This window comes from Ensifer adhaerens (assembly GCF_028993555.1).
In the GTDB taxonomy this organism is placed as follows: Bacteria; Pseudomonadota; Alphaproteobacteria; order Rhizobiales; family Rhizobiaceae; genus Ensifer; species Ensifer adhaerens_I.
On record NZ_CP118610.1, the window covers coordinates 2,813,782 to 2,838,728 of the forward strand.

The following is a 24,947-nucleotide window of genomic DNA, read 5'->3' on the forward strand; positions in this document are numbered from 1 at the left end:
TCGAGACGGCTTATTCTTTTGTGATACCGGCGACGAAGTTGGTGTCGAAGCTCGGACCGAGCTTCAGGCCCTTGACGTTGCCGCGATAGCCGGCGACTTCGGTCTGCTGGAAGATGATGACGAACGGGCTTTCGCCGAGCACCGTCTTCTGCAGTTCCTTGTAGGTCTCGGCACGCTTGGCGCTGTCGCGCTCAAGCAGGGCGTCCTTGGTCTTCTTCGTCAGCTCCGGAACGTCCCAGGCGTTGCGCCAGGCGAGCGTCTTGTTCTTGCCTTCGTCGGAATTGTCGGGATTGCTGGTGAAGGTTTCGGCGTTGGAATTCGGATCGAAATAGTCCATGCCCCACTGACCGATATACATGTCGTGGTTACGGGCGCGGTACTTCGTCAGCGTCTGCTTGCCGTCGCCCGGGATGATTTCGAGCTTCACGCCGGCCTGGCCAAGCGTCTGCTGGAAGGATTCGGCAATGCCGGTGACCGGCTGGCCGTTGCGAACGTCCATGGTGACGGTGAAGCCGTCGGCAAGGCCGGCTTTGGCCAGCAGTTCCTTCGCCTTCGCAACGTCGAGCTTGTAGGGGTTCTCGTCGAGAGCACCCAGAACGCCCTTCGGCAGGAAGCTCTGGTGGATCTCGCCGATACCCTTGATGAGGGTCGAACCGATTGCATCGTAGTCGACCAGATACTTGAACGCTTCGCGCACTTCCGGCTTGGCGAGGTTGGCGTTCTTCTGGTTGAGGCTGATGTAGTAGACCGTGCCCTTCGGCGCATTCGTCGTGGCGAGGTCGGCATTCTTCGCGACGGCGTCGTAATCGCCCGGCTCGAGGTTGCGTGCAACGTCGATGTCGCCCGCTTCGAGCGCCAGGCGCTGGCCCGAGCTTTCCTTCATGTGGCGGTAGATGACGCGGGCGAGTTTCGCCTGTTCGCCGTAGTAGTTGTCATTGCGCTCAAGCACGATGACTTCGTTGGCGCGCCATTCGCGCAGCTTGAACGGGCCGGAACCGGCATAACCGGTCTTCAGCCATTCATTGCCAAAGTCGTTGTCGTACTTGAAGTCGTCGCTCGGCGTGACCGCCTTGACGTTTTCGAGCACGAGCTTCTTGTCGAGCACGGCGCCTACCGTCGCTGTCAGGCAGTTGAGCACGAAGCTCGGTGCATAGGGCTGGTCGACGGTGAAGACGAAGGTCTGCGCGTCCGCAGCCTTGGCCTTTTCCGTCACGTTGTCGCCGTTAAGGCCGAACTGCGTGAGGATGAAGGCCGGGCTCTTGTCGAGCTTGACGGCGCGCTCGAACGACCATGCGACGTCCTCGGCGGTCACCGGGTTGCCGGAGGCAAACTTCAGGCCGGACTTCAGCTTGAACGTATAGGTCAGGCCGTCGTCGGACACGGTCCAGCTGTCGGCGAGGTCGCCGACGACCTTGGTCGTGTCGTTGATGTCGAGCCGCACCAGCATGTTGTAGGTGTTGCCGGTGATTTCAGCCGCGGTCAGCTCGAAGGCTTCGCCCGGATCCATGGAAATGACGTCGTCGATCGCGAATGCCTCGACCAGCGTGTCCTTCGGCGTTTCGGCAAACGCCGGTGCGGTCGCGGCCATCACCATGGCCAGCGCCGCAGAAGCGGTCAGAAGACGAAGACGTCCATTGAGCTTGTGCATCATTTTTGTAAGTTCCCTCGTTTGCGCCCTTTCAGGCCCCTTCTTCATGGGTTCAGGCGGCCTCGTGCCAAGCCTGCCCCAGAACTCTCCACCAGTTCTCCCGGCATATCTTTGCCAGTTCGGCGTCACCATATCCGGCGCGTCTCAGCGCAGCGACGAGCGCCTGGCTACCTGCAGCGTCGGCGATCCCCTCAGGGATCGTCGCGCCATCGAAATCCGATCCGAGCGCCACGCATTCGATCCCCATGCGCTCGACCATGTAGTCGACATGGCGGACCATGTCGGAAAGCGGCGTGGCGGCATTTTCCTGCCCATCGGCGCGCAGCATCGTCGTCGCATAGTTGAGCCCGACGAGCCCTTTGCTTTCCCGGACGGCATCGAGCTGTCTGTCGGTCAGGTTGCGCGCAACCGCTGTCAGTGCATGGGCGTTCGAATGGCTGGCGACCAGCGGCTGGTGCGTGGTCTTCGCGACGTCCCAGAACCCTTTTTCGGTGATATGGGCGAGATCGATCAGGATGCCCAGCCGGTTGCAGGCGCGCACCAGTTCGAAGCCTGCATCCGTCAGTCCCGGTGCTGTGTCCGGCGACTTCGGATAGGAGAACGGCACGCCATGGCCGAAGGCGTTGTGGCGGCTCCAGACGGGACCGAGCGAGCGCAGTCCAGCGGCATAGAAGGTTTCAAGTGCCGAAAGATCAGCGCCGATCGCTTCGCAACCTTCCATATGCAGGACGGAAGCAAAGACGCCGGCCTCGACCGCACCGCGGATCTCGTCGGTCGAGCGGCAGAGCTTCCACGCCCCTGCCCGGTCGAGGCGAACGGCGATGTCGGCGAGCTCCACGGCAATCGCCAGCGACGGCAGATGCTCGAGGGGTGCAGAAAGCGGAGTTTCGTAGTGACCATTCTCATCCGGCGTCTGCAGGACCAGATCGCCCGAGGGGACGTAGATCGCCGAAATGCCGCCGATGAGGCCGCCCGCTTTGGCGCGGGGTGCATCGATGTGGCCCTGATCGATACCGTCGACGAACTCGCGCACCGGATCAAAGCCCTTTCGGGCGTTCTGCCACAGGCGCAGAAGCACGTCATTGTGGCCATCGAAAACCGCCTGCATTCCTGAATTCCTTCATCATTTCAGGGAGATCGAACGGGGCACCTACGGCCACGCCCGAAGAAAGATTGTCGCGATGCTAGTAAAAGGCCAAAGCCTTTTCAATGAATATCAGGGGGTTTTACCCAGGCCTGCCTGTAGCGAAATGTTGCATGATTGTCGCAGGCTCGCCGCCAAACGCAGGGTGCTGGACCTCCGAAGGTCCGCCAAGGGGTGAAAACATGCGATTTCTAATGCAAGGAGATGGCTCGGTTCGGATGATCGAACTGTCGCGCCGCATGATGCGGCAATGGGGGGTCGGTTGCTGCGTTCGTTTTCTCTCGCAGGCCCGAAGGGGCATTGGGGCCGGATCGCCGCGACACTCCTTCTGGCGGTAACCCTTGCAGCCTGCGCCGGCCGCCCCGTCGGCGTGCTGGTCCCCTCGGGAACGACGGGCGGTGCCTCCGAGGTCGACCTGATGGTCGCCACGACCCGTGCTCCCTCTGCTGAACCCGGCGTGCTCTTCAGCGGCGAGCGGTCAGACGAACTTTCGCTGACGGAAATCGTCGTTTCGATCCCGCCGGAAAAGAACCGCGAAGTCGGGCAGGTTCAATGGCCGAAGAAGCTTCCTGCCAATCCGGAGCGCGACTTCTCGACCGTCAGCGTCACGCCGCTGAAACAGGGCAACGACGTTCAGAGCTGGCTGAAGGGCAACCTTCCCAAGACCCGGCGCGTGCTGATCTTCGTTCACGGCTTCAACAACCGCTACGAAGACGCCGTCTACCGCTTTGCCCAGATCGTGCACGATAGCGGCACGGACGTCGCACCCGTGATCTTCACCTGGCCCTCGCGCGCCAGCATCTTCGACTATAACTACGACAAGGAAAGCACCAACTATTCGCGCGACGCGCTGGAGGAACTGCTTCGGCGTGCGTCGAGCAATCCGCAGGTTGGCGAAATCACCGTCATGGCCCATTCCATGGGGTCGTGGCTGACGGTCGAGGCACTACGCCAGATGGCGATCCGCGATGGACGCATTGCACCCAAGATCACCGACGTCATCCTGGCGTCGCCCGATCTCGACGTCGATGTCTTTGGCCAGCAGATCCGCGCCATGGGCGCAAAGCGCCCGAAGTTCGCGCTGTTCGTGTCGCGCGACGACCGGGCGCTGACGCTCTCCAGGCGCATTTCCGGCAATGTCGACCGCCTCGGACAGATCGATCCGACCGCCGAGCCCTACCGCACGCAGCTGGAACAGGCAGGCATCAGCGTGATCGACCTGACGGCGCTGAAGGGCGGCGACAAGCTGAACCACGGCAAGTTCGCCGAAAGCCCGGAAGTCGTACGCCTGCTCGGCAACCGCCTGATCGCAGGCCAGACCGTGACCGATTCCGACGTCGGGCTCGGCGAGCGCCTGGGTGCCGTCACGCTCGGCGCCACCCAGACGGTCGGCAGCGCGGCGAGCCTGGCAGTCTCGACGCCGATCATGATTTTCGACCCCAACACCCGCAAGAATTACAACGAGCAAGTGCGACGTCTCGGCCAGTCGGTGGAAAACACCGTCGGCGCAACCGTAACACCCTGATGTGCGGACCCTGCTGCGCAAATGCAGCAGTTCAAGGTGTTACAACGGCCCTAGCGTACCTTAGAAGACGCGGGGCACTGTACCGCATTCGGCGATCCGTGCTGCAAAACACGGATCGCCGAACGGGTCGACCGGGAGCTGAAAAATTAGAGCTTGAACGGGTCGGTGGGCGGCAATGAATTCGCCGCCCAACCAAAGCCTCAAACCGCAAGTTCGCGCCGTGAGGCTTCCGTCTCCATCGCGAGATCCAGCACCTTCTGCAGGTTTGCCGCATGGCGGAAACCCGGCTCCTCGGTCTTGCCCTCGCGAACGGCCTCCACGAAACGCTGGTAGTTCGTCGGGACGCCCCCTGCGTCGACGTCACGCCAGGTTGCGGTTTCGACATCGGCGCCGAGGCAGGCGCGCAGTGTCGAACCGTCGGGCGTGTGCACCACTTCGAGTGCGCCCTTGTCGCCGTGCAGCCTGAGCCGCAGTTCGTTCAGATGCCCGGTCGCCCAGCGGCTGGCATGGACGACGCCCATAGCGCCGTTGTCGAATTCGGCCGTCATGACGAAGCTGTCGTTGGCGTCGAGGTCGTATTCGCCGATGCGGTTGCCGGGTGCCTTGTCGAAGGTCTTCAGCCGCGCGAAGATTCGCGACGCGTCGGTGCCCGCACCGTAGCCGGCAAAATCGAGGATGTGGATGCCGACATCGCCAAGCACGCCGTTCGAGCCGTGCTTGGTCGAAAGCCGCCACAGCCATTGCGTTTCTGTAGCCCAATCGCCCCAGGCCTTCGAAACGAGCCAGCTCTGCAGGTATGACGCCTCGAGGTGACGCAGTTTGCCGACCTCGCCCGCAAGCACCATCGCCCGTGCCTTTTGCAAGGGCGCGACATTGCGATAGGTGAGATTGACCATGGTCACCAGGCCGGAGCGCTCTGCTGCGTCCGCCATCTCCGCCGCCTTGGCATAGCTCTCGGCAAGCGGCTTTTCGCACAGCACGTGCTTGCCGGCAGCAAGGAGCGCCAACGTCGTCGGGTGATGCGCCTTGTCCGGCGTCACGTTCGTCGCCGCATCGAACTTGCCCCAGGCGATAGCCTCGTCGAGCGAGGTGAAGGTGTCGGCAATCCCGTGCTTGTCGGCAAAGGCCTGGGCGCGCTTCGGATCCACATCGACGGCGCCGACCATTTCGACGCCTTCGATCTTGGCAAAGGCCTGGGCATGGCTGTTCGCCATGCCGCCGGTTCCAACTACAAGAAGACGCATGGCTCTCACCTGTATCCTGCTTCGCCGGCCTGGTGCAGCCTGGGGCCACGTTCGACGATCGGCTCCAGCGCCTTTTCGACCGGCACGTTCGGCGCATCGTGGATCGCCGTATAGCGGTTGTCGGCGTTGTAGGCCCACTTCACCGAATTGCGCAGAACCTTCTGCACATTGGCGTCGTGATAGGTCGGGTAGGTTTCATGTCCCGGGCGGAAGTAGAAGATGTTGCCGGCGCCGCGGCGCCAGGTGAGACCGGAACGGAACACTTCGCCACCGGCAAACCACGATATGAAGACGGTTTCGAGCGGCTCCGGCACGGAGAACTGCTCGCCGTACATCTCCTCGTTTTCAAGCACGAAGTTCTCGTCGAGACCTTCGGCGATCGGGTGGCGCGGGTTGATCGCCCAGACACGCTCGCGCTCGCCCGCCTCGCGCCACTTCAGCGCGCAAGGGGTGCCCATCAGGCGCTTGAAGATCTTGGAGAAGTGGCCGGAGTGCAGCACGATCAGGCCCATTCCTTCCCAGACGCGCTTGGCGACCCGTTCGACGATCTCGTCGCTGACCGCGCCGTGGTCCTTGTGGCCCCACCACAAAAGCACGTCGGTGTTCGCAAGGCGCTCGACGCTGAGGCCATGCTCCGGCTCCTGCAGGGTCGCGGTCGTCGCCTCGATGCCGGCTTCGGTGTTCAGCGCGGCTGCGATCGTGTTGTGCATCCCGTTCGGATAGATGCTACGGACGATCTCGTTGGTCTGCTCGTGGATATTCTCGCCCCAAACAACTGTTCTGATAGGCACGTTCAGTCTCCTTGGATGTTCGCCCTTCTCGGGCCTCTTACGATGGATGGGGCCGCCACGCGTTGGCGACCCCGAAGCTCAAACCGGTCGATGGGAGGTTTGCCAGTCAGGCTGCCCCTTTCATGGGAGTTCGGCCAAGCGCCAGCCCGGCCGCATCGAAGCGGTGGATGTTGTCGCCGACCGGTGAGATCTGCACCGTCTCGCCCGGCCGGTGAAGCGAAGTGCCGCCTTCGCGGACGATGACCGGTTCGCCGGCACCGATATCGAGATAGATGTAGCTGTCGGATCCCAGCATCTCGGAATGCACCACCGTTCCCGACCACCTGCCGTCGCTTGGCCTGATCTCCAGATGCTCAGCCCTGATGCCGATCGTGTGGGCATCGTAGGGCGCGGCAAGTGCGCCGGACAGAAAGTTCATCTTTGGCGAACCGATGAAGCCGGCGACGAAGATCGAGTTGGGGCTTTCGTAAAGTTCGAGCGGCGTGCCGATCTGTTCGACCAGACCATCCCGTAGCACGCAAATGCGATCGGCCAATGTCATCGCCTCGACCTGGTCGTGCGTGACATAGATCATCGTCGTCTTGTGCATGCTGCGATGCAGCTTGGCGATCTCGATGCGGGTGGCAACCCTGAGTGCGGCGTCGAGATTGGAGAGCGGCTCGTCGAACAGGAAGACCTTGGGATCACGCACGATCGCCCGGCCGATCGCTACGCGCTGCCGCTGGCCACCCGAGAGCTGCCGCGGCAGCCGCTTGAGATAGGGTGTCAACTGCAGCATCTCGGCCGCGGCCTCCACTCGTCTCTTGCATTGCTCCTTGTCCTTGCCGGCGAGCTGCATGCCGAAGGACATGTTCTCGAACACCGTCATGTGCGGGTAGAGCGCGTAGGACTGGAACACCATCGCGATGCCGCGCTTGGACGGCGTCAGCTGGTTGACCACCTGCCCGTCGAAGGAGAGCGTGCCCGACGTGATCTCCTCCAGCCCGGCGATCAGCCGCAGCAGCGTGGACTTGCCGCAGCCGGACGGCCCGACGAAGACCATGAACTCGCCGGCCCGGATGTCCATGCTGACACCCTTGATCACCTCGAAGGCGCCGAAGGACTTGCGGATGTTGCGCAATTGAAGTTCTGCCATGTTTTCCTCCCCTTATCCCTTGACGCCGCCGGCCGTGAGTCCGGAGATGATCCGTCGCTGAAAGATCAGCACGAGAACCACCAGCGGCACGGTGACGATGATCGATGCGGCCATGATGTTGCCCCACGGGACTTCGTACTCGCTGTTGCCCGAAAGCAGCGCGATCGCCACCGGCACCGTGCGCTGGCTGTCGGACGAGGTGAAGGTCAGCGCAAACAGGAACTCGTTCCAGGCGGCGATGAAGGCGAGCAGCCCCGTCGTTACCAGTGCCGGCCACATCAGCGGCATGAACACGCGGGTGATGATCACGAAGGGCGTTGCGCCATCGACGATCGCCGCCTCCTCGATTTCAACAGGCAGGTCGCGCATGAAGGTGGTCAGCACCCAGACCGTGAACGGCAGCGTGAAGATCATGTAGGAAAAGATCAGCGCCAAGGGCGTGTTGAAGATACCGACCGCGCGGATGAGTTCGAAGAGACCGGCAAGAACGGCAATTTGCGGAAACATCGACACCGACAGGATCGTCAGAAGCAGCAGCCCGCGCCCGCGAAACCTGACCCGCGCCAAGGCATAGGCGGCGGTGACCGCAAGCAGCAGCGAGATGCCGACAACAATGGTCGCGACCATCAGCGAGTTGGCAAGGTTGCGCAGGAAGCCGCTGCTGGTGACGATGCCGGCGTAATTGTCGAAGGAGATTTCGGTCGGCCAGTAATCGACCCTAAACAGCGCCGTTCCGGATTTGAAGCTTGTCAACACCGCGTAGTAGAACGGGAACACGGCCATGACGATGATGAGGGCGACGAGGGCGTAGAACGCCGTGCGCCTGGCAAGGGTTGCGACCATCAGCGCTCTCCTCCCTCGAGATTGACGCGGCCGAACCACATGTAGGCGACGGTGATCGCCGCGATGATCAGGAACAGCATCGTCGAGGCGGTGGCCCCATAGGCAAACTTGTCGAAGTCGAAGAGGTTTTCGCGCGCCAGCACCGACATTGTCTTCGTCTGGGCGTTGTTGGGCGTCAGCACGTAGATCAGGTCGAAGATGCGCAGCGCATCGAGCATGCGGAAGATCACCGCGACCATCAGCGCCGGCCGGATCAACGGCAGCGTCAGCCGCCAGAACACCTTCAGCGGATGAACGCCATCGATCCTGGCTGCCTCGTAGATATCCGTTGGCACCATCTGCAGCCCGGCGAGGATCAAGAGCGCCATGAACGGCGTCGTCTTCCAGACGTCGACGATCAGCACCGCGACCATTGCCGTCTCCGGATTGGCGGTCCAGGCGATCTTGTGACTGATCAGGCCGAGACCGAGCAAAAGGTCGTTCAAGATGCCGAACTGGTCGTTGAGCATCCAGGCCCACATCTTGGCCGAAACGATGGTCGGGATTGCCCAGGGGATCAGGATCGCCGCCCGCACCAGCCCGCGACCCGGGAAATGGGCGTTCAAAACCAGCGCGACGATCAGGCCGAGCACCGTTTCGATGGTTACCGAGACCGCCGAAAACTTCAGCGTGTTCCAGACGGCATTCCACCAGGCGGGATCGGCAAGAAGGCCGTTATAGACCGTGCGTCCGCTCTTGAGCGTGATCCAGCTCAGATAGTTCTTGAAGCCGACGAACTCGGCGCCCTCAAGATTGGTCAGCGACGCATTGGTGAAGCTGAAATAGACGGTGCGAATCAGCGGCCAACCAGCGACGAGTGCGAGCACCAGCAATGTCGGCGCGAGGAAGATCCAGGCGGAGCGGATGCGCTCGGCGTTGAGGTCGGAGCGGATCCGGGCCTGCGCACCGAGTGCGGAAGGCGGATCTGCGAGGGAAAGGTCGGTCATGTCTCTGCTCACCCTTGCCATTCGGCGTGCGGCCGAACGGTTGGCCCGAAAGGAACGATGCGGCTCCCGGCAATTCGAAAACGTTCGGAATTGTCTCGCTTGAAAGAGTGCATCGTTGGCGGCTGCTCGATAGAGCGAGGGGAGGCCCGGAAGCACTCCCCTCGCCCCGGGAGGATTACCAGCTGTCGCCCTTCATCTCGGTGAGCTCGACTTCGAGCAGTTCCAGGTTTTCCGCCGCCGTGCCGTTGCCGGACAGCGAGTTGTGAACCGCATTCCAGAACTTGGCGGAGACCTCGTTGTACTTGACCTTGGTAACGGCCGACGGGCGTGGCACCGCACTTTCGAAGATCGGCTTCCAGGCCGGCATGAACGGCTGAGCCTTGGCGACCTCCGCGTCGTCGTAAAGAGCGGCAATCGTCGGCAGGTTGGAAAGCTCGATCGCTCGGCGCTTCTGCACCTCGGCTGACGACAGGAACTTGACGAGCGCGATCGCCGCTTCCTGGTCGTCGGAATATTTGGAAACGGCGACGTTCCAGCCGCCGAGCGTCGAGGACGGCTGGTCGCCATCGGTCGCCGTCGGCAGCGGTGCTACCGCAAACTTGCCCTTGACCGCACTGTCGTCGCCATTGCCGAGCGCATAGGCATAGGGCCAGTTGCGCATGAAGACAGAATTGCCGGTCTGCCAGACGCCGCGCGATTCCTCTTCCTGATAGGCTAGCACGCCCTGCGGCGAGATCGTCCCGATCCACCCCTTGATGCGATCGACCGCAGCGGCTGCCTTCTCGTTGTTGATCGAGATCGTGCCATCCGGCTCGACGATCTGGCCGCCACCTGACGACTTGATCCATTCGAGCGCGTTGCAGGTCAGCCCTTCATAGGCATTGCCCTGGAAGACGTAGCCCCAGAGATCCGGTGTTCCGGCAGCGCGCTCCTTCTCCTGGATTTCCTTGGCGGTCGCCGCCAGTTCATCCCAGGTCTTCGGCGGCGCCTTGCCGTACTTTTCCAGCAGATCCTTGCGGTAGAAGAGCGCCGGCGCGTCGGTGAAGACAGGCAGCGCCACAAGCCGGCCATTGACCGTCTGCGAAGCGATGATCGACGGGAAGTGCTGGCCAACGACGTCCTTCGCCGCCTCCGTCAGGTCGACGAACTGGTCTGCCAGCTGCGGCGCCCAGACAACGTCGGTCTGGTAGACGTCGACATCCTTGTTTCCGGCGGCAAGCCACAGCCGGTACTGGCTGAACTGCTCGCTGCTCGACGGCGGCATGGTGACCAGGCTCACCTTGTGCCCGGTCTCCTTCTCGAAAATGTCGAGCTGCTCGCGGATGAAGTTCACGTTCTTGCCAGTCGTGTTGGCGGCGAGTGAGAGTTCGGCGGCGCTGGCCGTTCCGGCTGCAACGATCGCGGCGCAAAAACTCAGGGCATTGAGCATGGTTGTCATTGGGTCGACTCCTCCTGTTCCCCCTCCACCGCACGAACGCTCCTCGGCAAATTCGAAAGCGGTTTGGATTGAAAAAAGTTGGCAGAAGACGGAAAAACTGTCAATCCATGCGTCAGAAAAAGTCATTTTGCCGTGGATCTCTCAAAATAACTGTTTAATTTCAATAAAATAATGAAGGAGGAGACGTTTTGACTTCAGCTCGCAGAAACCCGTAAAATCAAAGGGGAGTTGCATTAATTTAAAACGGTTTGGTAAATTTCCATCGCGGTCGAAGGCGCAGGAGGCTCCCCACAAACAGATTGTTACCGGCAACGAAGGTGTATATTTCTGGGACCGGGCTTGGCTGAGGAAACGCATACCGAATGAAACTGAGGGAGTTCGCACAACAACTGGGCCTTTCGCCGACCACCGTCAGCCGGGCGCTGAGTGGCTATCCCGAGGTCAGCGAGAAGACGCGCAAGCGCGTGGCCGAAGAGGCAACTCGCCTTGGCTATCGTCCGAACATCAATGCCGTGAGGCTCGCCACAGGACGCGCGGGCGCTATCGGCGTCGTCATGGGGCGCTCCGGTGAATTCCATTTCTCCGAATTCATGGGCGGCTTGGCCGAGCGGCTCGGGACCGAGGATATCGACATCCTCGTCAGCCCGATGGATGACAAGAGCCCCACGGGCGAAATCCAGCTTTACAGCCGGCTTGCCGTCAGTGGTCGCGTCGATGCCGTGATCGTGCATTCTCCCGAACCGAACGACGAGCGCATCGCCCTTCTCCACAAGCTCGGCATGCCATTTCTCGTGCACGGCCGCTCCGATATCGACGTGCCGCATGCCTGGCTCGACATCGACAACGAAGGCGCGGTCCGCCGCGCAACCTCGCATCTCATCGACCTCGGCCATCGCCGCATCGCCATGATCAACGGCCGGCAGGGCCGAACCTTCTCGCTTCACCGCGACAAGGGCTATCGCGATGCGCTCGAGGCGCGCGGCATCCCGTTTGATCCACGCCTGGTTGCCCACGGCAATTTCACCGACGAACTCGGATTCCGTTTCGCACGCTCCTTCCTGGAACAGACGCCCCGCCCCACCGCCTTCGTCGCCGGCTCGATGATGACGGCGCTCGGCATCTACAGGGCAGCACGGTCGATGGGACTTGAGATCGGCCGCGAAGTCTCGGTCATCGCCCATGACGACGTGTTCCCCTACCTGACGGCGGAAAACATGGTACCGTCGCTTTCAGCGACCCGCTCTTCCATGCGCGCCGCCGGCGCACGCTCGGCCGATCTGGTGCTGCAGCTTCTCTCAGGCAAGCCAACCGAGGAGGTACACGAACTCTGGCCGGTGGAACTGATCCTGCGGGAATCGACCGCACCTCCTCCGGCAAGCCCCTGAGGACTGGCCGCCGACCGCCTCAGTGGAAGGTGGACTTGGAAAACAGGTTGAGCACAACCACGCCGGATATGATCAGGCCCAGCCCCAGGATCGCAGCAAGGTCGAGTTTCTGCCCAAAGGCGAAGTAACCGACGAGCGAAATCAAGACGATGCCGAGCCCGCTCCAGACCGCATAAGCGATACCCACGGGAATGAAGCGCAGCGTGTAGGACAGGAAGAAGAAGGCGATCGCGTAGCAGACCACCATGATCACCGTCGGCCCCAGCCGGGTGAAGTGCTGGGCCGCCTGCATCGCCGAGGTGCCGAGCACTTCAAAGACGATCGCTGCAACCAGGACGGTATAGAGCATAGCGGGGTTCATGACGGCCTCCATCCGGGTTACTGCGCCGAAAGCGCCTTGAGATTTTCAACAAGACCGGTCCGCGCCTCGGCATCGAGATCGTGACTCTGCATCAGATCTGCCAGCCAGACGCCGTCGCAGGCAAAGCGGGCAAGCACGCATCCGGTCGAGCCGTCCGTGTCTGCGAACTCCGTCGATCGCTTGCTGACCCAATCACGCCAGCGGCTCTTCAGATGCGGCTCGGCAATGAGCGCGATCGTCAGCATGCGCCAGCCTGGCACGTCGGTCGCCGGGTCGAGCGCGAAGCAGACGTCAATGTACGCGCGGGTAAAACGCCCCTTTTCCGCCGGATCGCACGCCATCGCCGCTTCGATCTCACGATCGAACCGCGTCACCAGGTCGTCGAACAGCCCGTCGAGCAGAGCGAGCTTGTTCGGGAAATGGTGCAACAGCCCACCCTTGCTGACGCCCGCCGCCTGCGACACGGCATCGAGCGTGATGCCCGCAACGCCCTGCTCATGCGAAAGGCGTGCGGCAACCTCCAGCAATTGCTGGCGCACCTGTTCCGGCTGCTTCTTGCGACGATGAGCTTCGGTCATGGCGCTATAAAGATACCGTCTGGACGGTTTGTCAAGAGAGATTGCGATCGACCGCGATGAAACGCCGCAAACCGGCGCTCTGAAAATCGTTGTCCACCCCGTCGCCGCGCGCTAGGACCGCAGGGAATGAAGGACGCGCGCATGGCGGAAACGGAAACCACGACCCTCTACGAAGCGATCGGCGGCGACCCGACGGTTCGCGCGCTCACCCACCGCTTCTACGAGCTGATGGACACGCTGCCGGAAGCCGCCCACTGCCGCGCCGTGCATCCGCCCGATCTTTCCGGCAGTGAAGAGAAGTTCTACGAGTACCTGACCGGCTGGCTTGGCGGACCGCCAGTTTACGTCGAGAAGCGCGGACACCCGATGCTGCGTCGCCGCCATTTCGTCGCCGAGATCGGGCCGGCGGAACGGGACGAATGGCTGCTTTGCTTCAGCCGTGCGCTTGAGGAAACGATCGCCCATCCGAAGCTGAGGCAGATCATTCTCGAGCCGATCACCCGCCTTGCCCTTCATATGCAGAACAAGGAATAACGTTACATGTCGCAGAGCGGATTTCGCGCAACGACGCTTTTTGTTGCCGGTTTGATGGGCCTGACCGGTGTTGTCAGCGCGGCCGCTGCTTCGCACGGCGACGATCCAAGATTGCTCGCCGGCATTTCGGCCATGTGCCTGGCACATGCCCCGGCTCTGGTCGCGCTCTACGCAGCCTGGCCGAGCTTTCGCACGGCGGCCGTTGCGGCCTTGCTGATTGCTCTTGGAACGGCGCTGTTCTCGGCAGACCTCGCCATGCGCCACGTTTCGGGTTCGGGCCTGTTTCCGATGTCGGCGCCGCTCGGCGGCACGACCATCATGGCGGGATGGCTCGCCGTTTCGCTCGGTGCCTTCCTGCCGCGAAAGACAGCCTAAGCAAAACGTTCCCCTCCCGGATGGGGCCATCCGGGAGGGGAATAGCATGTAAAGTCAAGACACTACGCGGCTGGTCGCGCGCGAGACTGCATGGTCAGGCGCCTTCGACAGCCGAAAATCCTTCGAACTTCGGCGGACCGAGATACATCGCCCTGTTCTCGCCGGCGTTTCTGTGCGCGGCGCGAAAATTCTCGGACTTCGTCCAGGCTGAAAACGAATCCCTGTCCTTCCAGACCGAATTCGAAACGAAGAGCGTATAGCCCTCCTCCGGCACGCTGTCGCCGCGCAGCAGGTGGAAGGAAACGAAGCCCGGCATCTCCGCCAGGCTGGAATCGCGCCCTTTCCACACGGCCTCAAAGGCCTCTTCCTGGCCGATAGCGATACGGAAACGGTTCATGGCGACGTACATTTTGGTCTCCCAGGTCAATTCACCGAAACCGTGAAATGATCCCTCTCGTTGAAGCGACGCAACCCGGGCCGAAACTGCTGCACACTTTTCCTGGGGTTGCTCTCTTACTGAAAGGCGCAAATCCGGACGGAAAGCCGCTTCGCACTTTTCCTGGAGTTGCTCACTTACCGAAAAGCGCAAATCCGAACGGAAAGCCGCTTCGCACTTTTTCTGGAGTTGCTCCTACGCGCTTTCCTTCTTGCGCGCCGCATCGTTTGCAGCCCTCGGAAAGGCGAGGATAGTGCCTTCCCTTGACTCCGCAAGGCCGAGCGGATCGCGCACCGGCGGGCGTGCCTGCCAGGTGGGAAACTCGGTGACGTTGGCATTCTCTTCGACCATGCGCGCGCGGCGCGTCAGGATCTCGTAGAGTTCAGGCACTAGGCCATCGCCATGCTGCGCCGCCAGCTTGTGCAGACCGATCATCATGCACAGGTCAGGACGTTCTTCGTTCATTGCAAACTCTCGTCTTGCCTTGGGAGGATTACCGCTCGTCGCGGCCGGTGGTCAGGTCCTGCAGTGCCCGCTCGAGGCTCGACTTCGAACCGTTGCGCAGCGGCACGAAGGCCTTGCCCCACTTCTTGCAACCGGTCTTCACGCGAAGACATGCGTCATGGCTGATGCAGTCGATCGGGCAGAAGACGCAGTCGACCGACGGCAGCACCCGGTCGATCCGCGAGACGGCTTCGCGCAGACCGCCATCATGGTGAAGCAGTTCGGCGCCGAAAGAGCTGGCGATTTCGCGTAAGTGCGCAACCTGACAATCGCGGCCACCGACATAGAGAAAACTGCGCCCTTCGAGCGTTGCCTTGCCGGCCTCCTGGCGGGCTTCGGCCGGTTCTGAGCCCGAACGACCCTTGCCATTCTTCGCCGCATTCTGGTGACGCTTGCCGCGCATGCAATCCTCTCCGCCTGATCGTGCGACAAGGACCCTTCAAGGGCAGCCGGTCGCATCGGGACATCATCTCGACACACGCCCTTCGGCTGCGTGACGAGGGCAACCTATTAAACTTGATAAACAGAGTAAAGTATAAACATGAGTTTTTTTATCATATATTTTTCGCCAATTTCGCACGAACGAACGAGCAGACGAAACCGCGTCCGCCTCAGCGGACGCTGGCAACCATTGGAACGATGAAGGATTTGGAGGCTGGCCCCCCGGCGGGAAAGGCCGGGAACGGCGCCGCATTGCGCACGGCATCCACGGCTGCTTCATCGATGGCGGGAGAACCGGAACTGCCGGCGACGTTTACCCGGGTCAATTCACCGTTGGCGGTCAACGTGAAGCGAACGGTCGCCGTGCCGGAAACGCCTTCGCGCCTTGCCGAAGACGGCACCTTGAACCTGCGCATGATCTTCCTGCGGACCTTGCCGTCATAATTTTCCATATTGGCGTTGCCGACCTCGGATGCGCGACTGTCACCGGTCGCGGCTGCGGCACTACCGCTCTCCTGACCGTCCTGCTTACCCTTGACCTGGTTCTGCGCCTGCTCGCCCTTGTCACCCGTCTTCTTGCGGGTCACTTTCTTCTTCTTGACCGGCTCCTTCTTCGGTTCCGGCTTCTCGACCTTTTCCTTCTTGGGCTCTTCGATCTCGGGCTTTTCTTCGGGCACCACGGTCTCGACGGGCGCGACGCTAGCCGTCACGACGGCCTCGGCGACCTGAAGGGTCGGCATCTCTTCAGCCGGCAGGATCACGTCAGCTTCGGTCGCGGTCAGATCATGCGGCTGTTCGGCAACGATTTCCTGAGTGGTCGACGTCAGATCTTCGACCGGCGATATCTCCTCCGGCTTGACCTCATCCGGAACGTCCTCGGTCGGCTCGACGATCTCCGCCGGATCGCCGGATTGTAGCGTCTCTTCAAAGGCATCGCCAAGGACCGCGACCTCGGTCGCCTCTCCGCCAAGCATGAGGGCATGCTCTTTTTCCGGGGGCCTTGGGCCAAACAGGGTAGCAAGCACGACGCCATGCGTTGCAAGCGAGATGATGGCGGCCCCAGCCCAGATGACGATACGCTTCATTGCAGCCTTACCTTCGCCGCACCGGGCGGCGCAAACTTCACGCTCCGAAAGAGCGATCCCAATCAGCCCCGTTCGTTCAGCCCTTGAGCTCCACCGCCGATTTCGAGCCGGTCTTGATCCCGCTCATGCAGGCGCCCGGCTGCACGCCGTCGCCGACGCAGGCCGGCGCATCGTTGATCAAGAGGCTCTTCACCGCATCGCAGTTTGTGCCGGGAAGATCGAACTGGCGGACCTTGGTCTTGCCGGCGGGCAGATCGCGGAAGTCGAGCACGGCCATGCGTTCGACCAGGCCCTTCTGGTCGAAGATCACGAATTCGAAGGAAACCTTGCTCAGCGATTGGGCGAACGCGTTGTCGGCGACGAAGGTGAGCTTGCAGCCTTTCTGCGATGGCGCGACCTCGTTGAGCTCGATTGTCAGACCTCCAGCAGCTGCCGCCTCCTGCGCATTGGCACCGCTTGCGGCAACGAAAGCCGCAAAGGCAAGGGAAACGATCGGGAGGCTGGAAAACTTCATAACGACACCACTCCAAAGGATCGAGCGCACCACCGAACGTCGTCAGCACGCCCTTGTCCACAAGCCGGCAACAACTAACTTGAGTTTATAAGTCCGGTATTGCGTCCATAAATAAATATGAGTAATGAAGTCAAGATAGTAAACGAATTGCACGGCAGGAAATGCTGGAAAAACAGCGCGGCCTGCCCTCTCGAAACGGCCAAACGCAGTGACCAACGACAGTAACCTTGCACGCCCATCCGAGCCGCCGATCCAGGCCGGGCGCGCGCAGCGGATTATCGAAAGTCGCGAACTTTTCGGCAGCGAAAACGAGATCCTCATTTCCCACGACGGCGCGATCTACCGCATGAAGATCACCCGCCAAGGCAAACTGATCCTGAACAAATAGGCAGATGAAAATGACCGAGAGCCTCCGCCCCACTCCTTCCGAAATCCGCGCCTATCGCGCCGAGAACCCGAAGATGCGCGAGCGCGACATCGCAGCTCAGCTCGGCGTTTCCGAGGCTGCTCTCGTTGCTGCCGAATGTGGGCTGACCGCGGTACGCATCGACGCCGACGCCAACCGCTTCCTGTCGCGCGTCGAGGAACTGGGCGAGGTCATGGCTCTGACCCGCAACGAAAGCGCGGTCCACGAGAAGATCGGCGTCTACGAGAAGATCACCACCGGCGACATGGCGAGCATCGTGCTCGGCGAGCAGATCGACCTGCGCGTCTTCCCGAGCGCCTGGGCACACGCTTTCGCCGTGACGAAAACCGATGACCAGGGTGAAGCCCGCAAGAGCCTGCAATTCTTCGACAAGTGGGGCAATGCGGTGCACAAGCTGCATCTGCGCCCGGCGTCGAACGTCGAGGCCTATGACAAGATCGTCGCGGATTTCCGCCTTGACGACCAGACGCAGGAATTTGCCGCTGACGCCAGCGTACCTGCCACCGACGACAAGCCGGAAACGGTGGTCGATGTCGTCGAACTGCGCGACCGCTGGACGAAAATGACGGACACGCATCAGTTCCACGGCATGCTGCGCAAGCTGAAGATCGGCCGTCGCCAGGCGCTCAGCAACATCGGCGAGGATTTCGCCTGGCAGCTCGACCCCTCCAGCATCGAAGCGCTGATGCGCGAGAGCGCCGAGACAGAACTGCCGATCATGTGCTTCGTCGGCAACCGCGGCATGATCCAGATCCACTCCGGCCCGATCGCCAAGATCGCGCCCATGGGCCCCTGGCTGAACGTCATGGACCCGACCTTCCACCTGCACCTGCGTACCGACCACATCGCCGAACTTTGGGCCGTGCGCAAGCCGACCGCCGATGGTCATGTCACCTCGATCGAGGCGCTCGACGCCAAGGGCGAGATGATCATCCAGTTCTTCGGCAAGCGGAAAGAGGGTCTCGCAGAACGTCCGGAATGGCGCTCCATCGCCGAGGGCCTGCCGCGTCTCGAAACGACTGTCGCCGCCTGAGGACAGGATAAGGACACTCCGATGATCAAGGGTCTCGACTTCCGTCGCCTTCGCCGCTGGGAACTGGCGCTTGCCGCCTTCGCCCTTTCGGCTCCCTTCCTGTTGCCGGCGGTGGCACCCGGTGCCCCCTCCTTCATCCGGCCGGCGATGGCCGAGGACATGCAGAAGGCCGACGTCTCGCGCGTCGTTTCGGTCGGCGGAGCGATCACCGAGATCATCTACGCGCTCGGCGAGGAAGGTCGCCTCGTCGGTCGCGATTCCACCAGCACCTACCCGGAAGCGGCAAAGGCGCTGCCGGATGTCGGCTACATGCGGCAACTCGCACCGGAAGGCATCATCGCCGCCAACCCGAGCGCAATCATCGCCGTCGAAGGCAGTGGCCCACCAGAGGCGCTCGCCGTGCTGAAAGAGGCGAATATCGCCTTCACCAGTGTGCCCGAAACATTCGACAAGGCTGGTATCCCCGCCAAGATCCGCGCCGTCGGCACCTTCCTCGGTGTCGAGGAAAAGGCTGAAGCCCTGGCAAAAAGCGTCGAGGCCGATCTCGATGCGGCAGTCGCCGAGAATGCCGCCAGTCCGGAAGCTGAACGCAAGCGCGTGCTTTTCATCCTGAGCACACAGGGCGGCAAGGTCATGGCCTCCGGTCAGGGAACCGCGGCCAACGGCATCATCGAGCTCTCGGGCGCCATCAACGCGGTCGGCACCTTCCCCGGCTACAAGGCGCTGAGCGACGAGGCGATCATCGAGGCCAAACCCGATGTCGTCCTCATGATGGATCGCGGCGGCGAACATTCCGCCAAGGCAGAGGAGCTATTCGCCCTGCCGGCGCTCAGCCTCACGCCAGCCGCAAAGAACAAGGCGCTGATCCGCATGGACGGCCTGCACCTGCTCGGCTTCGGCCCGCGCACTGCCAGCGCCGTTCGCGAACTGAATGCAGCCATCTACGGGAAGAAGGCCAATGCCTCGCAGTGAGGCATTGGACCGCGGCATGCGCCTGACCGCTTTTGCCGCCGACATCCGCAACGAATGGCGCTCGGGCAACCGCTCGCGGCTGGCGCGTCTCGTCATTGTCGCCCTGATCGCGTTTGCCATCGCGACCTTCGTCGGCTCGATCATGACCGGTGCGGCCGATGCGTCGCTCGCCAACGTCGGGCGCTGGATGATGGGCGAGGCCGACCAGGCCTTGAGCATCCGCGACCGCATCATCATTCTCGATATCCGTCTGCCGCGCGCCGTGCTCGGCATGCTCGTCGGCGCCTCGCTCGCCGTATCCGGCGTCGTCATGCAGGGTCTTTTCCGCAATCCGCTGGCCGATCCCGGTCTTGTCGGCGTGTCCTCGGGCGCAAGCCTCGGCGCCGTGCTGCTGATCGTGCTCGGAACCGCTGCCTTCGGGCCGCTCTTTGCGCTGTTCGGCTTCTACGCGCTGCCGGTCGCGGCCTTCATCGGTGGCCTCGTCACGACGCTGCTGCTCTACCGTATCGCCACCCGTGGCGGCCAGACGTCGATTGCCACGCTGCTGCTTGCTGGCATCGCGCTCGGAGCACTGACCGGTGCGGTCACCGGCGTTCTCGTCTTCAGGGCCGACGACAAGCAGTTGCGTGATCTCACCTTCTGGGGGCTCGGGTCACTCGCCGGCGCCAACTGGACGAAGATCCTCGCCGCCTCGCCGATCATCCTCGCTTCGCTCGCGGTTACCCCTTTCCTCGCACGCGGGCTGAATGCCATCACGCTCGGCGAAGCGGCCGCCTTCCACATGGGCATTCCCGTCCAACGCCTGAAAAACATTGCGATCGTCAGTGTCGCGGCGGCAACCGGCGCGTCCGTTGCGGTCAGCGGCGGCATCGGTTTCGTCGGCATCGTCGTTCCGCACCTCCTGCGCCTCGTCATCGGCCCCGATCATCGCTACCTACTGCCCGCCTCGGCGCTGCTCGGCGGCACGCTGCTGATCCTTGCCGATATGATCGCACGTACAATCGTCTCCCCGGCGGAACTGCCGATCGGCATCGTCACCGCCTTTATCGGCGCGCCGTTCTTCCTCTGGATCCTGCTGCGCGGCCGTTCGAACATGGGACTGTGAGCGAAGTCATGATCAACGTTTCCAATCTCTCGGTTCGCCTCGGTGGGCGACCCGTCATCCACGGCGTCTCGCTCGAGGCGCTGCCCGGCGCACTGACCGCGATCGTCGGCCCGAACGGCTCCGGCAAGACCACGACGCTGAAGGCGATCTCCGGCGAGCTTTCGCCGTCGAACGGGACGATCCGCATCAATGGCCGTGATCTGCGCGGGCTGAAGCCCTGGGAACTCGCGTTGATGCGCGGCGTGCTGCCCCAGTCGACGGTCATCTCCTTTCCCTTCACCGTGCGCGAGGTCGTAAGATTGGGCCTTGCCGCCGGTGCCAATGCGGATCCCGCCGCGCACGACCGGGTCACGGCCGAGGCATTGGAAGCGGTGGATCTAGCGGGCTTTGCCGGACGCTTCTACCAGGAACTGTCCGGCGGCGAACAGCAGCGCGTGCAGCTTGCCCGTGTCCTCTGCCAGATCACTGATCCGGTGGTCGACGGCGAGCCACGCTACCTGCTGCTCGACGAACCCGTCTCGAGCCTCGATATCCGCCACCAGCTCGGGATCATGCAGCTCGCCCGCAAGTTCTGTGAGCGCGGCGGCGGGGTCGTTGCGGTCATGCACGACCTCAACCTGACAGCCATGTTCGCCGACCGAATGGTGATGATGAAGGCCGGCAAGGTCCGCGCCAGCGGTGCACCCCGCGAGGTCCTGACCGACGAGACGATGGAAGCCGTCTTCGGCTGCCGCATGCAGGTGGGTGTCGCGCCGGCGCCGCATGTGCCGTTCGTCCTGCCGCAGACGGCCTCCCTCTGACGCCACGCCCGTGGATCCGGTAGGTGTCCATTGGCGCCTCCGGATTCTCGGGCCTCAACACCAAGATTTATCGAAACAATTTCCGCACTTGTGCGTTGTTCTCCCGAAGCGCCGGCAAGGGCCTCTAGTTGTGCCCGCCGGTTCCGTCAGACAGCGCCGACCGTTCGCGGCCGGCGCACTCGTGAAAGGGAGTAATCATCATGGCGCCAAGCCTCTTTTCCGGTTCAAGCTCGCGGTCGACCAAAAATGGCAAACTTGCCGATATCTCCGTCGAGGAGCAATTGAGCGAACTGCGCGATGACGTTGCAACATTGGTTGCCTTGTTGGCCGATCGTGGATCGGCGGCGTCTAAGCAGGCGCGCAGCAAGGCACAGGACGCCCGCGAACAGGCCGAAGCGAGCGTCAGCGAACTCCTGGCGAGCGGCGAAGAGTTGCTTGCCGAGCTGCGAGGCCGGTATGCCGGCACGGAAAAGCAGGTTCGACACGCGGTTCGCGAGCATCCGATCGCCACGCTCGGTGCTGCCGCCCTGATCGGGCTCGCCGTGGCTGCATTGCTTCGTCGCTGACCCGCAGTCGGTCGAATTGGAGCCGCGGGCATGAGCTCTCGGTCCGAGCGAGGGGAGGTCAAAGATTTTTCCGACCGATCCCGCTCCAGTTTACGAATGTCGATCACGACGGGGAGTAATGCATGGGACCATTGACGGCCGCCCTCGCCAGCCTCTTGGCCGCCGACATCGGCGCCACGGCCTCCCGCGTGAAGCGCAACGCAGCCCTATGGAGCGTCATAGGGCTGTTGCTCGCAACAGCCTATGTCTTCGCCCTCGCAGCCACTTTTCTCTATCTCAGTGCCCGCTACTCCCCGGTTGCGGCCGCCACCGCAATCGCCGGGGCGCTGGTCGTCACCGCGCTGGTGTTGATCGGCGTCCTCATCGCCCTGCAGAACCGGGACCGCAGGCGTCAGGAAGAACGCCGCCGTCGCACGCAAATGCAGACCAATCTGACACTGCTTGCCGCCGCCGGTATCTTGCGCAAAAACCCGCTTCTCGCGGTCGCGACGGCTGTTGCGATCGGCGCACTTCTCGGCACCGGCAAGCGACGCGGGCGCAAACACGACGACTGATACACCCGCAGCGAGCAGTGATGGGCGGGCGCGGCCTTGTTAAAGCGGAAGACGGATCAGCGCCGTGACCCCGGCGGGGAGATACTCCACCTTCACCGAACTGCCCAGCACCTTGTCGAGACTGCGCTCGATGAGGATGGAGCCGAAACCGCGCCGCTTTGGCTCGCGCACCGGCGGCCCGCCAACTTCGGTCCAGGTGAGATGAAGAACGGTGTCGCCGTCCTCGACGACGTTTCGCGCCGTCAACACCACCTTGCCTTTCGGCACCGACAGCGATCCGTATTTCACCGCATTGGTCGCAAGTTCGTGCAAAACCAACCCGAGGCCGACGGCCTGGTCGGGCCCGAGCGACACTTCGTCCTTGTGCAGTTCGACCTGCTCGGCATAGCAACTCACATGCGGCAGCAGTTGCTTGGCGATGAGGTCGGCAAGGCGGATGGTGCCCCACTCGTGGTCGGAGAGCAGACCATGCGCCTCGGAGATCGCCTGCAAGCGGCCAGCAAACGCAGTCATGAATTCGGCCGGGTCGCTCGTCTGGCGAAGCGTCTGGCGCGCGAGCGACTGCAGCATGGCAAGCGTGTTCTTGACCCGGTGGTTGAGCTCCTTCAGCAGGAGCCGGGTGCGCTGCACCGAGGCCTGCTGGTCGGTGACATCGATCGTCACGCCGATGAAGGTGAGCGGATTGCCTTTGGCGTCCCGGTCATGAACGCGGCCGCGGCCAAGCAGCCAGCGCCCGGTGTCGCCGATGCGGAACATGCCGTCATACTCGTCGTCGGCCTTCATCGCCTGGCGAAGCTTGGCGAAAGTCGCGCCGCGATCGTCGACATGGATCGCGCCGAAAATGTCCCGGGCACCGACCGAACTCTCGGCCGAAAGTCCGAACATGCGTTTCAATGCACTGTTGCCGGCGATCACACCTGAGCGGATGTCCCAAAGCCAACTGCCGATGTTCGCCGCTTCGAGCGCCATCGCGTGTCGCTGCTCCTCGCGCGACAGCGCGGCCTCTTTCAGCGCGCGCCGGCGCGCCTCGTCCTTGACCTTGAAGAGCGAGGCTGCAAGCGCCGCAAGGCGGCACAATTGGTGAATGAGCGGCTGCGGCACCTCAGCGCGCGGCTTGTCGTCGAACACGCAAACCGTGCCCACTGCCTGCCCGTCGAGCACGATGGGCGCTCCGGCATAGAAACGCAGAAATGGCGGCCCCTTGACCTGTCGATGGCGCGCAAACCGTGGATCGGTCGAAGTGTCGAGCACGACGAGGCTGGCATCGGCCACAGCCGTCACATGCGCGCAAAACGCCTCTTCGGCGGGAGCACGGGTCTCGTCGGTACCGACGGCCGCCTTGAACCACTGCCATTCACGGTCAATCAGCGTCACCAGTGCAATCTGGGCGTCGAAAAGCCCGGCAGCAATTTCGACGATCCCGTGGAAATCGCGATCCGGTACGGCCATGTCGGGCACGGTCGCATACAGAACGCCAAGACGCTCGGGCGCGTCCAGCAGCCTCGTCACGGGCGGATCCGTTTTCTCTGTCCTCACGCGCATACGGTCTCAATTCTCAATCTGAACAAGATGAGGAAACCATTGTCGATCTACCCACATCCCGCTCGATTCTGGAACGCCTCGCCCCAAAATCGTCATCCCTGCACATGCGTCAGTCGATGCCAGCCGTCACGGCGTGTTCCCCTTTGGGCTCAAGCCGCCAGTGAAAGCAGGACCCCGCCACTTTTGCAACGGTGTCCTGCCTGAAATTCTTTCCTCAGGAGACGAAGGCACGCGAGGTGATCGGAGCCGAGGTTTCATCCGGCCCGTAGTCGTTTTCACCCTTCACCTGCAGGATATCCTGCAGCCGCTGACGCGCGCGGTTGACCCGGCTCTTGATCGTGCCAAGGGCACAGCCGCAGATCGTCGCCGCCTCCTCGTAGGAGAAGCCGGAAGCGCCGACCAGGATGATCGCTTCGCGCTGGTCCGGCGGCAGCATGTCGAGCGCGCGCCGGAAATCCTGCAGGTCGAGCGAACCGTATTGTTCGGGATGATGGGCCAGCGACTCGGTGAAGTGGCCGTCGGTGTCCTGCACCTCGCGCCCACGCTTGCGCATCTGACTGTAGAGCTCGTTGCGCAGGATCGTGAAGAGCCACGCCTTCATATTGGTGCCCATCTCGAAATGGTCCTGCTTCGCCCAGGCCTTCATGATCGTGTCCTGCACCAGGTCGTCGGCACGGTCGTGGCGACCGATCAACGACATGGCGAAGGCACGCAGGCTCGGCAAGGCGGCAAGCATCTCTCGCTTGAAATCATTCTTTTCGGACGACATTCTGGCACTTACTCCCTGCCCTGCAGTGCCGATTGCTGCTCGGCTGCGTCGAGTTTTTCCAGAAGATCGAGAAAACGCGCGGGTATCGCCTCTTCCTGAACGGACTGATAGAGCGCTTTCAGCTTTGCTGCGATCTGCGCATTTGGGTCTTCTGTCCATAAGGTCGTGCCGGTAGTCCGCCCTGCCCCTGTTTTATATTTCATTGTCAATCT

Annotated in this window: 29 protein-coding genes; 11 read left to right on the forward strand and 18 right to left on the reverse strand. The window is 62.4% G+C overall.

Going from position 1 to position 24,947, the window contains the following annotated elements:
- Positions 1-10: 10 nt before the first annotated feature.
- Both PWG15_RS13770 and PWG15_RS13775 read right to left on the reverse strand, forming a co-directional pair.
- The gene (locus PWG15_RS13770; RefSeq protein ID WP_275020666.1) at positions 11-1,651 is read right to left on the reverse strand and encodes an ABC transporter substrate-binding protein; all 1,641 of its coding nucleotides are present in this window, start codon (positions 1,649-1,651) and stop codon (positions 11-13) included.
- A 49-nt stretch (positions 1,652-1,700) separates the two neighbouring features.
- The gene (locus PWG15_RS13775; RefSeq protein WP_275020667.1) at positions 1,701-2,756 is read right to left on the reverse strand and encodes a dipeptidase; all 1,056 of its coding nucleotides are present in this window, start codon (positions 2,754-2,756) and stop codon (positions 1,701-1,703) included.
- A gap of 286 nt (positions 2,757-3,042) precedes the next feature.
- Here PWG15_RS13775 and PWG15_RS13780 point away from each other — a divergent pair, with 286 nt between their 5' ends.
- Entirely contained in the window at positions 3,043-4,317 is a 1,275-nt protein-coding gene (locus tag PWG15_RS13780; RefSeq protein WP_275020669.1) for an alpha/beta hydrolase, read from the forward strand.
- A 200-nt stretch (positions 4,318-4,517) separates the two neighbouring features.
- Here the strand turns inward: PWG15_RS13780 and PWG15_RS13785 are convergent, their stop codons facing one another.
- The 6 genes from PWG15_RS13785 to PWG15_RS13810 form a co-directional block, all read right to left on the reverse strand.
- Positions 4,518-5,561: a Gfo/Idh/MocA family protein gene (locus PWG15_RS13785; protein WP_275020671.1), complete on the reverse strand. Its 1,044-nt coding sequence runs from the start codon at positions 5,559-5,561 to the stop codon at positions 4,518-4,520.
- A gap of 5 nt (positions 5,562-5,566) precedes the next feature.
- Positions 5,567-6,352, reverse strand: coding sequence for a ThuA domain-containing protein (locus PWG15_RS13790; protein ID WP_275020673.1), 786 nt, complete (start codon positions 6,350-6,352; stop codon positions 5,567-5,569).
- Positions 6,353-6,458: 106 nt separating this feature from the next.
- Complete coding sequence (locus PWG15_RS13795; protein ID WP_275020675.1) at positions 6,459-7,487, reverse strand: ABC transporter ATP-binding protein; 1,029 nt, start codon at positions 7,485-7,487, stop codon at positions 6,459-6,461.
- A 12-nt stretch (positions 7,488-7,499) separates the two neighbouring features.
- A complete protein-coding gene (locus PWG15_RS13800) occupies positions 7,500-8,330 on the reverse strand; it encodes a carbohydrate ABC transporter permease (protein WP_275020676.1) in 831 nt (276 codons plus the stop codon).
- A complete protein-coding gene (locus PWG15_RS13805) occupies positions 8,330-9,316 on the reverse strand; it encodes a carbohydrate ABC transporter permease (protein WP_275020678.1) in 987 nt (328 codons plus the stop codon). The genes PWG15_RS13800 and PWG15_RS13805 overlap by 1 nt, the downstream gene beginning before the upstream one ends.
- Before the next feature lie 175 nt (positions 9,317-9,491).
- Entirely contained in the window at positions 9,492-10,754 is a 1,263-nt protein-coding gene (locus PWG15_RS13810; RefSeq protein ID WP_275020680.1) for an ABC transporter substrate-binding protein, read from the reverse strand.
- Between the two features lie 362 nt (positions 10,755-11,116).
- Between PWG15_RS13810 and PWG15_RS13815 the strand changes: the two genes are divergently transcribed.
- Entirely contained in the window at positions 11,117-12,139 is a 1,023-nt protein-coding gene (locus tag PWG15_RS13815; protein WP_275020682.1) for a substrate-binding domain-containing protein, read from the forward strand.
- 19 nt (positions 12,140-12,158) lie between these two features.
- Here the strand turns inward: PWG15_RS13815 and PWG15_RS13820 are convergent, their stop codons facing one another.
- Together PWG15_RS13820 and PWG15_RS13825 are read right to left on the reverse strand one after the other, a co-directional pair.
- On the reverse strand, positions 12,159-12,500 hold the full coding sequence (locus PWG15_RS13820) for a DMT family transporter (protein ID WP_058320832.1): 342 nt from the start codon (positions 12,498-12,500) through the stop codon (positions 12,159-12,161).
- 17 nt (positions 12,501-12,517) lie between these two features.
- Positions 12,518-13,078, reverse strand: coding sequence for a TetR/AcrR family transcriptional regulator (locus PWG15_RS13825; protein WP_275020685.1), 561 nt, complete (start codon positions 13,076-13,078; stop codon positions 12,518-12,520).
- A 141-nt stretch (positions 13,079-13,219) separates the two neighbouring features.
- Between PWG15_RS13825 and PWG15_RS13830 the strand changes: the two genes are divergently transcribed.
- A complete protein-coding gene (locus tag PWG15_RS13830; RefSeq protein ID WP_275024426.1) occupies positions 13,220-13,612 on the forward strand; it encodes a group II truncated hemoglobin in 393 nt (130 codons plus the stop codon).
- A gap of 6 nt (positions 13,613-13,618) precedes the next feature.
- Entirely contained in the window at positions 13,619-13,987 is a 369-nt protein-coding gene (locus PWG15_RS13835) for a DUF423 domain-containing protein (protein ID WP_275020686.1), read from the forward strand.
- A 94-nt stretch (positions 13,988-14,081) separates the two neighbouring features.
- Here PWG15_RS13835 and PWG15_RS13840 read toward each other — a convergent pair whose 3' ends face one another.
- The 5 genes from PWG15_RS13840 to PWG15_RS13860 all read right to left on the reverse strand — a co-directional run bounded on the left by PWG15_RS13840 (position 14,082) and on the right by PWG15_RS13860 (position 16,967).
- The gene (locus PWG15_RS13840; RefSeq protein ID WP_275020688.1) at positions 14,082-14,396 is read right to left on the reverse strand and encodes a heme-degrading protein HmuQ; all 315 of its coding nucleotides are present in this window, start codon (positions 14,394-14,396) and stop codon (positions 14,082-14,084) included.
- Positions 14,397-14,618: 222 nt separating this feature from the next.
- Complete coding sequence (locus PWG15_RS13845) at positions 14,619-14,888, reverse strand: hypothetical protein (RefSeq protein WP_275020690.1); 270 nt, start codon at positions 14,886-14,888, stop codon at positions 14,619-14,621.
- A gap of 28 nt (positions 14,889-14,916) precedes the next feature.
- A complete protein-coding gene (locus PWG15_RS13850; protein ID WP_275020692.1) occupies positions 14,917-15,330 on the reverse strand; it encodes a DUF2325 domain-containing protein in 414 nt (137 codons plus the stop codon).
- 208 nt (positions 15,331-15,538) lie between these two features.
- Entirely contained in the window at positions 15,539-16,453 is a 915-nt protein-coding gene (locus PWG15_RS13855; RefSeq protein ID WP_275020694.1) for a cell envelope integrity protein TolA, read from the reverse strand.
- A gap of 76 nt (positions 16,454-16,529) precedes the next feature.
- Entirely contained in the window at positions 16,530-16,967 is a 438-nt protein-coding gene (locus PWG15_RS13860; protein WP_275020696.1) for a hypothetical protein, read from the reverse strand.
- 208 nt (positions 16,968-17,175) lie between these two features.
- On the opposite strand from PWG15_RS13860, the gene hemP reads away from it, so the two are divergent.
- The 7 genes from hemP to PWG15_RS13895 all read left to right on the forward strand — a co-directional run bounded on the left by hemP (position 17,176) and on the right by PWG15_RS13895 (position 22,424).
- Positions 17,176-17,355, forward strand: coding sequence for a hemin uptake protein HemP (hemP, locus tag PWG15_RS13865; RefSeq protein ID WP_275020697.1), 180 nt, complete (start codon positions 17,176-17,178; stop codon positions 17,353-17,355).
- Positions 17,356-17,365: 10 nt separating this feature from the next.
- Positions 17,366-18,427, forward strand: a complete 1,062-nt coding sequence (locus PWG15_RS13870) for a hemin-degrading factor (RefSeq protein WP_275020699.1) — start codon at positions 17,366-17,368, stop codon at positions 18,425-18,427.
- Between the two features lie 21 nt (positions 18,428-18,448).
- The gene (locus PWG15_RS13875) at positions 18,449-19,399 is read left to right on the forward strand and encodes a heme/hemin ABC transporter substrate-binding protein (RefSeq protein ID WP_275020701.1); all 951 of its coding nucleotides are present in this window, start codon (positions 18,449-18,451) and stop codon (positions 19,397-19,399) included.
- Positions 19,386-20,504, forward strand: a complete 1,119-nt coding sequence (locus PWG15_RS13880) for a FecCD family ABC transporter permease (RefSeq protein WP_275020702.1) — start codon at positions 19,386-19,388, stop codon at positions 20,502-20,504. Before PWG15_RS13875 ends, PWG15_RS13880 begins: the two co-directional genes overlap by 14 nt.
- A gap of 8 nt (positions 20,505-20,512) precedes the next feature.
- Positions 20,513-21,304 (forward strand): heme ABC transporter ATP-binding protein, encoded by a 792-nt coding sequence (locus tag PWG15_RS13885; RefSeq protein WP_275020705.1) that lies wholly within the window; start codon positions 20,513-20,515, stop codon positions 21,302-21,304.
- A gap of 200 nt (positions 21,305-21,504) precedes the next feature.
- Entirely contained in the window at positions 21,505-21,870 is a 366-nt protein-coding gene (locus tag PWG15_RS13890) for an ElaB/YgaM/YqjD family protein (protein WP_275020706.1), read from the forward strand.
- Between the two features lie 122 nt (positions 21,871-21,992).
- Entirely contained in the window at positions 21,993-22,424 is a 432-nt protein-coding gene (locus tag PWG15_RS13895; protein ID WP_275020709.1) for a hypothetical protein, read from the forward strand.
- A gap of 39 nt (positions 22,425-22,463) precedes the next feature.
- Here PWG15_RS13895 and PWG15_RS13900 read toward each other — a convergent pair whose 3' ends face one another.
- From PWG15_RS13900 to PWG15_RS13910, 3 genes are all read right to left on the reverse strand, one after another.
- On the reverse strand, positions 22,464-23,966 hold the full coding sequence (locus tag PWG15_RS13900) for a sensor histidine kinase (RefSeq protein ID WP_275020710.1): 1,503 nt from the start codon (positions 23,964-23,966) through the stop codon (positions 22,464-22,466).
- Between the two features lie 214 nt (positions 23,967-24,180).
- Positions 24,181-24,735 (reverse strand): RNA polymerase sigma factor, encoded by a 555-nt coding sequence (locus PWG15_RS13905; RefSeq protein ID WP_113535624.1) that lies wholly within the window; start codon positions 24,733-24,735, stop codon positions 24,181-24,183.
- An 8-nt stretch (positions 24,736-24,743) separates the two neighbouring features.
- Positions 24,744-24,938 carry a NepR family anti-sigma factor gene (locus tag PWG15_RS13910; RefSeq protein WP_058320782.1) on the reverse strand — a complete coding sequence of 65 codons (195 nt, stop codon included), beginning with the start codon at positions 24,936-24,938 and terminating at the stop codon, positions 24,744-24,746.
- Positions 24,939-24,947: the final 9 nt, after the last annotated feature.